Source organism: Kluyvera intermedia, from assembly GCF_021440345.1.
GTDB classification, from domain to species: Bacteria; Pseudomonadota; Gammaproteobacteria; order Enterobacterales; family Enterobacteriaceae; genus Kluyvera; species Kluyvera intermedia_A.
The window spans coordinates 1-15,253 of record NZ_JAKCNS010000134.1 but is presented as its reverse complement, the minus strand read 5'-3'; the positions used below and the strand labels follow the sequence as shown (position 1 = coordinate 15,253).

8 protein-coding genes and 1 other RNA gene are annotated in these 15,253 nt (G+C 54.9%); 6 read left to right on the top strand and 3 right to left on the bottom strand.

Annotation, left to right across the window (positions count from 1 at the left end):
- Positions 1-156: 156 nt before the first annotated feature.
- Entirely contained in the window at positions 157-2,535 is a 2,379-nt protein-coding gene (gene ppsA, locus LZ634_RS22145) for a phosphoenolpyruvate synthase (protein WP_234508889.1), read from the top strand.
- A 235-nt stretch (positions 2,536-2,770) separates the two neighbouring features.
- Positions 2,771-5,140: a glycoside hydrolase family 3 N-terminal domain-containing protein gene (locus tag LZ634_RS22140; RefSeq protein ID WP_234508888.1), complete on the top strand. Its 2,370-nt coding sequence runs from the start codon at positions 2,771-2,773 to the stop codon at positions 5,138-5,140.
- A 53-nt stretch (positions 5,141-5,193) separates the two neighbouring features.
- On the opposite strand, the gene rprA is transcribed toward LZ634_RS22140, so the two are convergent.
- Positions 5,194-5,293, bottom strand: an RNA gene (rprA, locus tag LZ634_RS22135) — antisense sRNA RprA.
- A 174-nt stretch (positions 5,294-5,467) separates the two neighbouring features.
- Positions 5,468-6,589 carry an AI-2E family transporter YdiK gene (gene ydiK, locus LZ634_RS22130; RefSeq protein ID WP_234508887.1) on the bottom strand — a complete coding sequence of 374 codons (1,122 nt, stop codon included), beginning with the start codon at positions 6,587-6,589 and terminating at the stop codon, positions 5,468-5,470.
- 258 nt (positions 6,590-6,847) lie between these two features.
- Here ydiK and LZ634_RS22125 point away from each other — a divergent pair, with 258 nt between their 5' ends.
- Together LZ634_RS22125 and menI are read left to right on the top strand one after the other, a co-directional pair.
- A complete protein-coding gene (locus tag LZ634_RS22125) occupies positions 6,848-9,904 on the top strand; it encodes an FAD-binding and (Fe-S)-binding domain-containing protein (RefSeq protein ID WP_234508886.1) in 3,057 nt (1,018 codons plus the stop codon).
- Positions 9,901-10,311: a 1,4-dihydroxy-2-naphthoyl-CoA hydrolase gene (menI, locus tag LZ634_RS22120; protein ID WP_234508885.1), complete on the top strand. Its 411-nt coding sequence runs from the start codon at positions 9,901-9,903 to the stop codon at positions 10,309-10,311. Before LZ634_RS22125 ends, menI begins: the two co-directional genes overlap by 4 nt.
- 73 nt (positions 10,312-10,384) lie before the next feature.
- Here the strand turns inward: menI and LZ634_RS22115 are convergent, their stop codons facing one another.
- Entirely contained in the window at positions 10,385-12,082 is a 1,698-nt protein-coding gene (locus LZ634_RS22115; RefSeq protein WP_414467756.1) for a penicillin-binding transpeptidase domain-containing protein, read from the bottom strand.
- 748 nt (positions 12,083-12,830) lie between these two features.
- On the opposite strand from LZ634_RS22115, the gene zntB reads away from it, so the two are divergent.
- Positions 12,831-13,814 (top strand): zinc transporter ZntB, encoded by a 984-nt coding sequence (gene zntB, locus LZ634_RS22110; protein WP_234508883.1) that lies wholly within the window; start codon positions 12,831-12,833, stop codon positions 13,812-13,814.
- Between the two features lie 334 nt (positions 13,815-14,148).
- On the top strand, positions 14,149-15,253 hold a 1,105-nt coding region (gene dbpA / locus LZ634_RS22105; protein WP_234508882.1), incomplete at its 3' end, for an ATP-dependent RNA helicase DbpA.

Sequence of the window (15,253 nt, the reverse complement as noted above, 5' to 3'; positions counted from 1 at the left end):
GTAGGTTATGAATTAACGGGAATCAATCCTAAAAAGTAAAAAAATAATTTGCTTACACGATTCACCGTTTTTTTCAGCAGTTTAAATATGCGAGGATATTTTGAGTAGTCAGTCGTTACTTATCACTGCTTCTTTAATCTAAAAAGGATTGTCTCGATGTCCAACAATGGCTCGTCACCGCTGGTGCTTTGGTACAACCAACTCGGCATGAATGATGTAGACAGAGTTGGAGGCAAAAATGCCTCCTTGGGTGAAATGATTACGAATCTGTCCGGGATGGGAGTTTCTGTACCCAACGGATTTGCCACCACTGCCGATGCGTTTAATCAGTTCCTCGACCAGAGCGGCGTGAACCAGCAGATCTATCAACTGTTGGATGACACCGATATTGACGACGTTACCGCCCTGGCGAAAGCTGGCGCGCAGATCCGCCAGTGGATCATCGACACTCCTTTCCAGAGCGAACTGGAACAGGCTATTCACGACGCATATAACCAATTGGCGGCGGATAACGCCAACGCCTCTTTTGCCGTGCGCTCCTCCGCCACAGCGGAAGACATGCCGGATGCGTCCTTTGCCGGTCAGCAGGAAACCTTCCTTAACGTCCACGGTTTCGATGCGGTGCTGGTGGCGGTGAAGCACGTGTTTGCTTCACTGTTTAACGACCGGGCGATTTCCTATCGCGTTCACCAGGGCTATGACCACCGCGGCGTTGCGCTCTCGGCGGGCGTCCAGCTGATGGTACGCTCCGACCTGGCATCCTCCGGCGTGATGTTCTCCATCGACACCGAATCTGGCTTCGATCAGGTGGTATTTATCACCTCCGCGTGGGGCTTGGGGGAAATGGTCGTGCAGGGCGCGGTGAACCCGGATGAGTTCTATGTCCATAAACCGACGCTGGCGGCTAATCGCCCAGCAATCGTGCGCCGTACTATGGGGTCGAAAAAGATCCGCATGGTTTACGCGCCGACGCAGGAACATGGCAAGCAGGTGCGTATTGAAGACGTGCCGCGGGAACAGTGCGATATCTTCTCGTTGACCAACGATGAAGTGCAGGAACTGGCAAAGCAGGCCGTCCAGATTGAAAAACACTACGGTCGTCCGATGGACATCGAGTGGGCGAAAGACGGCCACACCGGTAAATTGTTTATCGTTCAGGCGCGTCCGGAAACCGTGCGTTCGCGTGGACAGGTGATGGAGCGTTATACGCTGCATTCCCAGGGGCGTATTGTTGCTGAAGGCCGTGCCATCGGCCATCGCATCGGCGCGGGTAGCGTGAAGGTGATTCACGATATCAGCGAAATGAACCGTATCCAACCGGGTGATGTGCTGGTCACTGACATGACCGACCCGGATTGGGAACCGATCATGAAAAAAGCCGCGGCGATTGTGACCAACCGTGGCGGCCGTACCTGTCACGCGGCGATTATCGCTCGTGAGCTGGGGATCCCTGCGGTAGTGGGCTGCGGCGACGCAACCGAACGCATGAAAGATGACGAGAAAGTCACCGTGTCCTGCGCCGAAGGCGACACCGGCTACGTTTACGCTGACCTGCTGGACTTTAGCGTGAACAGCTCCAGCGTTGATACCATGCCGGATCTGCCGCTGAAAATCATGATGAACGTCGGCAACCCGGACCGTGCGTTTGACTTTGCCTGCCTGCCGAACGAAGGCGTGGGTCTGGCGCGTTTGGAATTCATCATCAACCGTATGATTGGCGTGCACCCGCGGGCGTTGCTGGAGTTTGATGACCAGGAGCCGAAGCTGCAAAACGAAATCCGCGAGATGATGAAAGGCTTTGACTCGCCGAAAGAGTTTTACGTGGGTCGTCTCACTGAAGGGATCGCGACGCTGGGCGCGGCGTTTTATCCGAAACGCGTCATTGTGCGTCTGTCTGACTTCAAATCGAACGAATACGCTAACCTTGTGGGTGGCGAGCGCTACGAACCGGAAGAAGAGAACCCAATGCTCGGTTTCCGTGGTGCCGGTCGCTACGTTTCCGACAGCTTCCGCGACTGCTTTGCGCTGGAGTGTGATGCGGTGAAACGCGTCCGTAACGAGATGGGGCTGACCAACGTTGAGATCATGGTGCCGTTCGTGCGTACCGTCGATCAGGCGAAAGCGGTGGTGGACGAACTGGCGCGTCAGGGACTCAAACGTGGTGAGAATGGCCTGAAAATCATCATGATGTGCGAAATTCCGTCCAACGCCCTGTTAGCAGACCAGTTCCTCGAACACTTTGATGGCTTCTCTATCGGTTCGAACGACATGACGCAGCTGGCGCTGGGTCTTGACCGTGACTCCGGCGTAGTTTCCGCGCTGTTCGATGAGCGTAATGACGCAGTGAAAGCGCTGCTGTCGATGGCGATTCGCGCGGCGAAGAAACAAGGTAAATACGTTGGTATTTGTGGACAGGGTCCGTCGGATCATGAAGATTTCGCCGCATGGCTGATGGAAGAAGGGATCGACAGTCTGTCGCTGAACCCGGACACCGTGGTACAGACCTGGCTGGGCCTGGCTGAACTGAAAAAATAACGCGTTATCCTGCTGAAAATCCCGGGCCATGTGTCCGGGATTTTTTTATCCACCGGGAGTTGCTGTCGATCACACTCCGCGAAAAAAACCAAAAATCATAAACCTACAGGCAATTTCGGCAATTGTTCCCCGTCTGCCACTTCTGAATACTGATTCACAGTTGTTAATACCGTGCGCTTACCCGTCATCGCGCTGAATGATTTCGGGTATTGACCCGCAACTCAGGAGAACGGCTATGACCCCGATTTATAAAGATCCCCAACGCCCGATTGAGGAACGCGTCGACGATTTACTGGCGCGTATGACGCCCGAGGAAAAATATGCCCAGATGCACGCCTGGTGGCTGGTGCTGTCGGCAGATGGTCAGCATCGTGAAAGAACCGACATGAGCGATGAGTTTGCCGGCGTCAGTGAACAAACGTTGCTGAGCGAGCGCCTGAAACTTGGCGTAGGGCAAATTACCCGTCCGCTGGGCACCCATATCGTTGATGCGAAAACCGGCGTCCGCGCGGCTAACCGCCTGCAAAAAATGATGATGGAGGAGACGCGGCTGGGGATCCCGGCGCTGTTCCACGAAGAGTGCCTGGTCGGTCTACTGTGCAAAGACGCGACGTTGTTCCCGTCATCGCTGAACTACGGTTCGACCTGGGACCCCGAGCTGGTGAAACGTGCGGCACAGCAGATTGGCGAAGAGGCGCGTTCAACCGGCTGCAAGCAGGGGTTAGCACCGGTGCTGGATATCTCTCGCGACGTGCGCTGGGGGCGTACCGAAGAGACCTTCGGCGAAGACCCATGGCTGGTGGGCGTGATGGCCTGCGCCTATGTTGAAGGGTTACAAGGCGAAAAACGTGACGTACTGGCAACGCTTAAGCACTACGTTGGTCACTCGTTTAGCGAAGGGGCGCGCAACCATGCGCCGGTGCACTTAGGTTTTCGCGAACTGAACGATACTTTCCTGTTGCCGTTTGAAATGGCGGTGAAGCTGGCCAATGCCGGTTCAGTGATGCCAGCCTATCACGATATCGATAATCAGCCGGGACACAGCGATAGTTTCCTGTTAACCACGGTGCTGCGTGAACGCTGGGGCTTCGATGGGATCGTGGTTGCTGACTACGGCGGCGTGAGTTTACTGCATCAGCACCACGGGGTAGCGCAGGATGCGGCAGAGTCTGCTGCGCTGGCTTTTAATGCCGGTCTGGATGTCGAACTGCCGAAAGACGATTGTGCCCGCCATCTGGCGGAGGCGGTTGAACGCGGGCTGATAACACCGGCAAAAATTGATGAGATTGTGGCCCGCACGCTCACCGAGAAATTCCGCCTCGGCCTGTTTGAACACCCGTATACCGATGAGAATGCTATCTCATTGCAGTCCGATACCACGCGTCAGGTGGCTAGAGAAGTCGCCACCCGTTCTATCACGCTGCTGGAAAACCATAATGCGCTGCCGCTGACCGGCAAACCGCGCGTTGCGGTGGTGGGCCCGACGGCGGATGACCCACTGGCGCTGTTAAGCGGCTATAGCTTCCCGGTACACCTGATAATCAGCGATATGCTAGAGAAAACCTCGCAGGTGACAACGCCGCTGGTGGCGCTGCGCCACTATCTGGGGGAAAACCAGATTCGCTACGCTAAAGGCTGCCATATTATTGAACAACGTATGGCGGGTGCGCCGGTCTTCCCTGGTGATAGCTCGGGTAAACCGATGCAGTCTTCGCCGGTATCTCAGGATCTCAGCCTGATTCCTGACGCGGTGCGTGCTGCGCAGGAGAGCGATGTGGTTATCGCCTGCGTGGGTGATTTAGCGGGGTTATTCCAGAGCGGTACGGTGGGTGAAGGTTCCGATACCGATAGCCTGAATCTGCCGGGCGTTCAGCAACAGCTGTTGCAGGCGCTGGTAGATACCGGTAAGCCGGTGGTGGTGGTGATGACCGGCGGTCGTCCGTATAACCTGCAGGGGCTGGAAACCAGGGTTGCGGCGCTGATGCTGGCTTGGGCTCCGGGACAGGAAGGCGGTTGGGCGATTGCCGACGTGCTGACCGGCCGTGCCGAGCCGCAGGGCCGTCTGGTGGTGAGCGTGCCGAAAAGCGCCGGAGCGATGCCGTTCTACTATAACCACAAGCTAAAAAGCGGCGGCACGCCGTTTGCTTTCCATTTCGGTGCGCTGTATCCCTTTGGTTACGGTAAAGGCTGGGGCCAGTTTAGCTATGGCGAACCGACGCTGGCGCAAAGCCAGGTGGATATCGAGGGTGAAATCACCTTGAGTCTTTCGGTGAAAAATATCGGCGAGCGTAGCGGTAGCGAAGTGGTGCAGGTGTATGTGCGCGATAAGGTCGCCTCTATGGTGCGTCCGCTTCAGGAGTTAAAAGCTTTTGAGCGCGTGACGTTGTCACCTGGCGAGCAGGTGATGCTCACCTTTACGCTGCCGGTGGATATGCTGAATTTCACTAGCTATGAGGGTCAGCGTATCGTTGAGCCGGGCGAGTTTGAACTGCAGGTTGGGAGTTCATCGGCAGATATTCAGCGCCGTGTGACGGTGCAGGTTAACGGTAAAACGCGGGTGTTGCCGTCTGACTGGCGGATGATGAGTCGTAGCGAAATCGGCTGATAGCGAGGTTATCCTTCCCGGTACCGAGGTGCCGGGGAATTGCCGTGTGCCAGATAAAAAAAGGCCCATCGTGGGAGATGGGCAAAGACTACACACAGCAATTCATTGTTTCACTCAGGGGATATATAAATCAAAGGGTTGATTTATTGCCTTGGGGTTATAGTAGGCATACGCATTTTTTGCGTCGATCGGATTTCTCCCAATAGTTAAATAAATGTGAATATTTTCCGAGGCATGTCGCAGATAATGCGTGTTTTTGCGGGGATTTGGTGAGGAATTGGTCAATTTCACTTAAGTGAAAGGCGGGGAGCCCCGCCTTTTGTTATCTTACTGTTTTGGATAGTTATTCTGCTCAAGCTCGGCCAGCTCTTCCAGAACCTGTTCCGGGTCTGAAGAGGGTGGCGGTACTTCATGTAACCAGGCATCAAACAGACGCCAGGAGACGGCCAGCAGTACTGGGCCGATAAACAGACCAATCATCCCGAATGCGACCAGCCCGCCGATAACGCCGGAGAGGATCAGAATCATTGGCAAGTCGGCACCCATGCGGATCAGCATCGGCCGAATGACGTTATCCATCGTGCCCACCACGCAGCTCCACACCAGCAGCACGGTGCCCCAGGTGGTATCGCCGGTCCAGTAGAGCCAGATAATGCAGGGCACCAGCACGATTAACGGCCCAAGTTGCACGAGGCAGGAGAAGATCATCACCACGGTTAACAGCGTTGCGTAAGGCACGCCGGAGATAGCCAGACCAATACCGCCCAGCACGGCCTGTACCAGCGCTGTCACCACTACGCCCAGCGCGACCGCGCGGATAGCCTGGCCCGCCAGCAGAACCGCCGCGTCGCCGCGTTTCGCCGCGAGACGCGTGGCGAAGTAACGCATACCAAAGGCGACCTTCTCACCCTGCCAGTACAGCAGTGCGCTGAACAGCAGCATCAGGCCGCTGTGGAGCAGGAAGCGACCAACATGTGCGGCCTGGCCGACGAACCAGGTGGTGGTGGTGCCAAGATAAGGACGAATCTTCGCCATCAGCGCGCTGCCGCCCATATCAAGCAGGCTGTGCCAGGCACCGTACAGTTTGGCGCCAACGAATGGAATGCTATTTAACCCCGCAAAATCCGGCAGCGTCAGAGTGCCACTGGTAATGGCATGAATCAGCGGCGTGCTACCGTCAACCAGGCTGTTGACCAGCAGGGCGATGGGAATGACGAACAATAAAAAAAGCAGTAACGTCATCACGAGGACGGCCAGAGAGCGTCGACCAAAAAGCAGGCGCTGGAACCAAATCAGAACGGGCCAGGTGGCAATCACGATAGTTGATGCCCAGGCGAAGCCCAGAATAAATGGCTGAACAATCCATAAACAAGCGATGATCATCAGTGCAATAAACAGCACCGATAGCAGTATTTGCGGAATATCCCGTGGTTTAAGAACCGTGTTCATAAATAAGCGTTACCTTCAGTTACTCGCCAGACCGCTGACGTGACATAAATCCTTTCATTGATATTAATATCAATAAATTCCCGGCGCTGATTCTGCGGCAAAATCTACCGGGCGCATAAGAAAAAAATGTGATAAAACGATAACGGCACAACGCAAACGATTAATCATTTATACACATAATTTCTGCCGTCTATTGTATTGATCAAAGTAGGCGAAATTTTGTGCGTACAACACAACATTCAGAAAGGGTCAATCGTAATGATCCCACAGATTTCCCAGGCGCCTGGCGAAGTACCGCTGGTGCTGAATTATTTGCAAGCACTGGAGCAACAAGGTTTTACCGGCGATACGGCCACTCGCTACGCCGACAGACTGACGATGGCGACCGATAACAGCATCTACCAGCTTCTCCCCGACGCGGTAGTGTTCCCTCGCTCTACGGCCGATGTCGCGCTGTTGGCCCGTATTGCGGGGGAAGAGCGCTATCAATCCCTGGTCTTCACCCCGCGCGGTGGCGGCACTGGCACCAACGGCCAGGCGCTGAATCAGGGCATCATCATTGATATGTCCCGCTATATGAACCGCATTATTGAAATCAATCCTGAAGAGGGTTGGGTGCGTGTTGAAGCCGGGGTCATCAAAGATCAACTCAATCAATATTTGAAACCCTACGGCTATTTTTTTGCGCCTGAGCTGTCGACCAGCAACCGGGCGACGCTGGGGGGAATGATCAACACCGATGCATCCGGACAGGGGTCGTTGGTTTACGGCAAAACGTCCGATCACGTACTTGGCGTTCGTGCCGTGCTGCTGGGCGGCGATATTCTTGATACTCAGCCGGTTCCCGTTGCGCTAGCCGAAACGCTGGCGAAAGAGCAGTCGGCGTCAGGGCGAATCTACCGTACCGTCTTCGAGCGCTGTCGCGACAACCGCCAGTTGATTATCGATAAATTCCCCAAACTGAACCGCTTCCTGACCGGCTACGATTTGCGCCACGTCTTTAACGATGCGATGACCGAGTTCGATCTCACCCGCGTGCTGACCGGTTCTGAAGGTACGCTGGCGTTCGTTACCGAAGCACGCCTTGATATCACTCCGCTGCCGAAAGTGCGCCGTCTGGTGAACATCAAGTACGACTCTTTTGACTCCGCGCTGCGTAACGCGCCGTTTATGGTCGAAGCGCGTGCATTATCGGTTGAGACCGTTGATTCAAAAGTTCTGAACCTGGCGCGAGAAGATATTGTTTGGCACTCGGTCAACGAACTGATTACCGACGTCCCGGATAAAGAGATGTTGGGTTTGAACATCGTTGAGTTTGCCGGTGACGACGACGGGCTGATTGAGAGTCAGGTGGCAGCGCTATGCCAGCGCCTTGATGAGTTGATGGCACAACACGAAGGTGGCGTGATTGGTTGGCAGCGCTGCAATGAACTCGACGGTATCGAACGAATTTACGCGATGCGTAAGAAAGCGGTCGGCCTGTTGGGGAATGCCAAAGGGGCGGCGAAGCCGATTCCGTTTGCCGAGGATACCTGCGTGCCGCCGGAGCATCTGGCGGACTATATCGTTGAGTTTCGCGCACTGCTCGATAGCCATGGTTTGAGCTACGGCATGTTTGGCCACGTGGATGCGGGCGTGTTGCACGTTCGTCCGGCGCTGGATATGTGCGATCCACAGCAGGAGATCTTAATGAAACGGATCTCCGATGACGTGGTGGCTCTGACCGCCAAATACGGCGGCCTGTTGTGGGGTGAACACGGCAAAGGTTTCCGCGCCGAATACAGTCCCGCATTCTTTGGCGAGCAGCTTTACGCGGAGCTGCGAAAAGTGAAAGCCGCATTCGACCCGGATAACCGTTTGAACCCGGGTAAGATTTGTCCGCCGGAGGGCGTAGACGCGCCGATGATGAAGGTGGACGCGGTGAAGCGCGGCACCTATGACCGACAAATTCCGGTGACGGTGCGTTCGTCATGGCGTGGGGCGATGGAGTGTAACGGCAACGGATTGTGCTTCAACTTTGATGCCAAAAGTCCGATGTGTCCATCGATGAAAATCACCAATAACCGGATGCACTCGCCGAAAGGCCGTGCAACGCTGGTACGCGAATGGCTGCGTCTGCTGGCCGATCGCGGCGTTGACCCGACGACGCTGGAGAAAGAGCTGCCGGAGCAACGCGCTAGCCTGCGTTCATTGGTCGAGCGCACGCGCAACAGCTGGCATGCCCGTAAAGGCGAATACGATTTTTCGCATGAAGTGAAAGAGGCGATGTCGGGCTGCCTGGCCTGTAAAGCCTGTTCCACTCAATGCCCGATTAAAATTGATGTGCCAGAGTTTCGTTCCCGCTTCCTGCAGCTATACCACACGCGTTACCTGCGTCCGGTACGCGATCATCTGGTGGCAACCGTTGAAAGCTACGCACCGCTGATGGCGCGTGCACCGAAGACCTTCAACTTCTTTATGAACCAGCCGCTGGTACGCAAGCTCTCGGAAAAGCACATCGGGATGGTTGATCTGCCGATGCTGTCGGTTCCGTCGCTGCAAAAACAGGTGGTCACGCACCGCTCGGCGAATCTGACTCTTGAACAACTGGAAGCGCTCGCGCCGGAGCAAAAAGCACAAACCGTGCTGGTGGTACAGGATCCGTTTACCAGCTATTACGATGCGCAGGTGGTGGCCGACTTTATCCGGCTTATCGACAAGTTAGGTTATCAGCCGGTGCTGCTGCCGTTCTCACCGAATGGCAAAGCGCAGCACATCAAGGGCTTCGTGACGCGCTTTACCAAAACGGCACAGAAAACGTCTGATTACCTCAATCGGGTGGCGGCCCTGGGCATGCCGATGGTCGGCGTCGATCCTGCGCTGGTGCTGTGTTATCGCGATGAGTACAAGCAGGTGTTGGGGGATAAACGCGGTGATTTCAACGTCATGCTAGTGCATGAATGGTTGCCGCAGGTTTTAGACCACAACGAGAATATTCTTCCTGCCGGAGAGCCATGGTATCTGTTCGGCCATTGTACGGAAGTCACGGCGCTGCCGACCGCACCAAAACAGTGGGCGACGATTTTTTCCCGCTTTGGCGCCACGCTGCAAAACGTCAGCGTCGGCTGCTGTGGAATGGCCGGGACTTACGGCCATGAGGTGAAAAACCACGCTAACTCGCTGGGTATCTATGAACTGTCCTGGCATCAGGCGATGCAGCGACTGCCGCGTAACCGCTGTCTGGCAACGGGTTATTCCTGCCGTAGTCAGGTAAAACGCGTCGAAGGTAACGGGGTACGCCATCCATTGCAGGCTTTACTGGAGATTATCGGATGATCTGGAAACGACAAACGACGCTGGAAGCGCTTAATGCGATGGGCGAAGGGAACATGGTGGGGCTGCTGGATATCCAGTTTGACCGCATCGGCGATGATTCGCTGGAGGCGACCATGCCCGTCGATCACCGCACGCACCAGCCGTTTGGCCTGCTGCACGGTGGGGCATCGGTAGTGCTGGCTGAGACGATTGGATCGGTCGCGGGCTATTTATGCACCGAAGGTGACGATCGGGTGGTTGGCCTTGAGGTTAACGCCAACCATATTCGTTCCGCGCGCAGCGGCCGGGTGCGTGGCGTGTGCAAAGCGCTACATGCCGGGCGACGTCATCAGGTTTGGCAAATAGAGATCTTTGATGAACAGGGCCGGTTATGCTGCTCGTCGCGGCTGACCACTGCCGTCGTCTAGCGGTTCTGCGGCCGGGGGAATTATTTTAGCCCGGCCGCGCGCCCGGNNCCCCCCCCCCCCGCGCCGGGTTGCTTTAGTGCAGCGCATCCGGCGCAATATTCATGTTTTTCAGTACCGGCCCCATGATATTGCCAAATATAGGGGCCGCCACCGATCCACCAAAGTGGGTGCCCGCCGTCGGATTGTTGACCACCACCACCAACGCCACTTCAGGATGGCTGACCGGGGCAACGCCTGCGGTATAGTTTACGTAGCCGCCGTCATATTTTCCGCTGTCACCAAGTTTCTCTGCGGTACCGGTTTTGGTCGCCAGGCGATATCCCGGCACCGCCGCTCTTACGCCGCTGCCGCCGGGTAAAACGTCGCTCTCCATCATCCGCACTACCGTTTTAACAATATTGGGATCGGCAATTTGCTGGCCCATCACCGGTGGAGTGACTTTGGTTATCGACAGCGGACGGTAAATGCCGTACGAACCCATGGTGGCGTATTCGCGAGCAATTTGCAGCGGCGTTACGCGTAGCCCGTAGCCGAATGAGAAGGTCGCACGTTCAATATCGGCCCACTGCTGGCGATGCAGCGGGAAATAACCCACGCTTTCGCCGCTTAGCCCGAGTCCGGTCGGTTTACCAAGGCCGAATGCCTGATAGGTATCGACCAGCGCCTGCGCCGGCATGGCGAGCGCGATATGGGAGACCCCGATATCGCTCGATTTTTGCAAAATACCGGTCGGCGTTAGCTGCGGCCAGTGGCCGACGTCGCGGATCAGGTGTCCGTTAACGCTATACGGCGTAGTGTTCAGCAGGGTATCGGGCTGAATAATCTGTTTTTCCAACCCTTCAATAATCACCAGCGGCTTCACCGTTGAGCCGGGCTCAAAGCTGTCGTTAATGGCCACATCGCGCATCTGTGTTTGGGTGGCGTTGTCAAAATTGTTGGGGTTGTACGAGGGGTAGGAGGCCATCGCGAGGATTTCGCCGGTATCAATTTTTACCAGTACCGCCGCGCCGGAATCGGCCTTGTTTAACAACACGCCTTCACGCAGTTTGCTGTACATGGTGTACTGGTCAAATTTATCAATGCTTAGTTGTACGGTTGGGGGCTGTTTAGGCGCATCGTAATCAAGTACGTTGATAATGTCGCCGGAGGCGTCTTTACGGTAGATCTCTTTTCCCGGCTGACCCTGCAGAATATTGTCATAGCCCTTTTCGACACCGTTTAACCCGGTGTTATCGGCACCGACGATACCAATTAATGGCGCGGCGGCTTCGCCCATCGGATAGAAGCGACTGTCGTCGTAGACTTCGCTGATGCCTTTTATATGCAGATTTTCCACATCCTTGGCGATACCCAGCTCAACTTTTCTATCGAGGAAAAGAAAATGGCGGTGCGCGTTCTGATAGATCTTGTTCGCAATTTGATCGGGTGTGGTATTGAGCGCGGAGGCCAGATATTGCCATTTAGGATCGCGGAAGTTAGGGCTCGCCTCAACGATTTTTATCGGGTCAGCTATCACATCGCGTGAAGGGACGCTCATCGCCAGCGCTTCACCGTTGCGATCGACCAGCGTTCCCCGGTTTGTCGGCAGTTCAATGGTACGTAATGAACGCTGATCCGCTTCGCGAGCAAGCATTGGATGATTTAAAAATTGCAGATCCGCCACTCGCACCAGCAAAACAGCAAGGCAAAAAAGAATACCCAGACAGAGTATTATGTAACGAGACGTAATAAATGAGTCTGTATTTTTCTTTTCTGTTGAATTTTTTTTCATTTGTAACATTAAACCACATGATCTTTTATTTTTTATAATCAATGCCAGGCGGCCAACGATTTAAAGATGGCTGCAATGAGATGACATAAATATCCATTTCGCGGGCGAACTGAATAGACAGTCTACAGATAACATGATTGATAACAAGCAATTAAGTTAACAGATTATTTCAACGTAGCACGCGTATTGGAGAAGGGATAAATGACTAAGTGGCTGCAAAAAAAGAGGCATGATAACGACAAAAAGCCACCGGAAGGTGGCTTTAACTTAACGGTAATATTGCCGTTTTTTGCCCAGGCTTGATGCGTTATCAGATTTATCTGTGTTTATTTGATTAATTCTGCGCCGATGCCTTTGTCATTTCGTATCTGCAGTTTGATTTCTTGATTGCCCTTTAGCCACTTCAACGGTCGACATTTCATCGCCTGAGCGCTTGAAGCCATCACCCAATGCAGTTTTTCACATTCTCCGAGCGGCAAGATGTTCTTGCGCTGCCGCTGTTTAGTACCTCGGTATCCTGTGGTTTTCCAGGCCCGGCCCTTTTCCCATCTGGTTTTTGTTGTCAATCTGCGTTGAAGTTATAATAAACAACATAAAAAACCACCTGCTATGCAGGTGGTTTTTTATGTTTGCCGTAAGGTTAATAGGGGCTTTTACGAATAATTTCAGCGCGATGGCGCGTCCTCTTATTGCTTAACAAAAGCAGATGGCTAGACTATCAGGACAAACAGTTGCGACCGGAGGCGATGTGGAAGCCATAAAGGGATCTGATCTAAACGTGCCTGATGCCGTATTTGCCTGGCTGCTGGATGGGCAGGGCGGCGTGAAGCCGTTAACCGACGCGGAGAACGTCAGCAAAGATAATCCATGCTGGCTGCACCTGAACTATACCCATCACGATAGCGCTCAGTGGCTGGCGAACACGCCACTGCTACCTGCCACGGTGCGAGATGCGCTGGCGGGCGAAAGCGTACGCCCAAGAGTGAGCCGGTTAGGGGAAGGGACGTTAATTACTCTGCGCTGCATTAACGGCAGCACCGATGAGCGCCCGGACCAATTGGTGGCGATGCGTCTGTACATTGATGAACGGGTCATCATTTCTACCCGCCAGCGTAAAGTGCTGGCGCTGGATGATGTGGTCAGCGATCTGCAAGAGGGCAGCGGCCCAACGGACTGCGGCTCCTGGCTGGTGGACGTCTGCGATGCGTTGACCGATCACGCGAGCGAATTCATCGAACAGCTGCACGATAAGATCATCGATCTGGAAGATAACCTGATGGAGCAGGAAGTGCCGCCGCGTGGCTTCCTGGCGTTGCTGCGTAAACAGCTGATCGTGATGCGTCGCTATATGGCACCGCAGCGCGACGTTTATGCCCGACTGGCCAGCGAACGCCTATCGTGGATGACCGACGACCAGCGTCGGCGAATGCAGGATATTGCCGACCGCCTTGGCCGCGGGCTTGATGAGATTGACGGCTGTATTGCGCGTACCGCGGTAATGACCGATGAAATCGCCCAGATGATGCAGGAGTCGCTGTCCCGGCGGACTTACAACATGTCGTTGATGGCGATGGTATTTTTGCCGAGCACTTTCCTGACGGGTCTGTTTGGCGTCAACCTTGGCGGCATTCCTGGCGGCGGCTCGCGTGTGGGCTTCTCCCTCTTCTGTATTATGCTAGTGTTACTCATTGGTGGTGTTACGTGGTGGTTACATCGCAGTAAATGGTTGTAAAAAATCACCTTTTTATTGCTCTTTGATGGCGATAACGCGAATTAAATTGAGCGAGGTCAATAAACCAGCACCCCAATCGAGGCAATATCGTTCCTGCAGGTGAATGCAACGTCAAGCGATGGGCGTTGCGCTCCATATTGTCTTACTTCCTTTTTTTGAATTACTGCATAGCACAATTGATTCGTACGACGCCGGCTTTATAGAGTCGGCTTTTTTTTGCCCGTTTTCCGCTATCCCCCGACCAAACCCTTCGATTATTATGTCGCATCGGCCCGCGAGATCTGCGAGGATACGCGCCTGCTGAACGACAGCCCCTAATTCGCGAGAAAATATTGTGACCGCTTTTGCCACCCTGAATGCACTACCAGCCTCCCAGATCGACAACCTGAACGACCTGGGCTACCTCTCCATGACCCCGGTTCAGGCGGCATCGCTGCCAGCGATCCTTGCAGGTAAGGACGTGCGCGTTCAGGCGAAAACCGGCAGCGGTAAAACGGCAGCGTTCGGTCTTGGCCTGCTGCAACATGTCGATGCCAGCCTGTTCCAGACCCAATCGCTGGTACTGTGTCCGACGCGTGAGTTGGCCGACCAGGTTGCCGGTGAAATCCGTCGCCTGGCGCGTTTTCTGCCTAATATCAAAGTACTGACGCTCTGCGGCGGCCAGCCGTTCGGCGCGCAGCGTGACTCTTTACAGCACGCCCCGCACATTATTGTGGCGACACCAGGCCGTCTGCTTGACCACCTGCAGAAAGGCACCGTCTCCCTGGACGCGCTGCAAACGCTGGTGATGGATGAAGCGGACCGTATGCTGGATATGGGCTTTAGCGACGCTATTGACGAGGTTATCCGTTTTGCGCCTGCTTCACGTCAGACTCTGCTGTTCTCCGCGACCTGGCCTGCGGCGATCGCGGCTATCAGCGGGCGCGTCCAGCGCGACCCGGAAGCCATTGAGATTGATTCTGTTGATGAGCTGCCCGCGGTTGAGCAGCAGTTTTTCGACGTCCCTCGTCATGGCAAGATTGCGTTGTTGCAGCAGCTGCTGAGTCAGCATCAGCCCGCATCCTGCGTGGTGTTCTGCAATACCAAAAAAGATTGTCAGGACGTCTACGAAGAGCTGAACGCCGCGGGGCAGAGCACTATTGCGCTGCACGGCGATCTCGAGCAGCGCGACCGTGACCAGACGCTGGTCCGCTTTGCCAACGGCAGCGCCCGTATCCTGGTTGCTACCGATGTGGCCGCGCGCGGTCTGGATATTAAATCGCTGTCGATGGTCGTGAACTACGAGCTGGCGTGGGATCCAGAAGTACACGTTCACCGTATCGGCCGTACCGCACGCGCGGGCAACAGCGGGCTGGCGGTTAGCTTCTGTGCGCCGGAAGAGGCGCAGCGTGCCAATATCCTGGCTGAAATGCTGAACATTAAGCTGAACTGGATGCCTG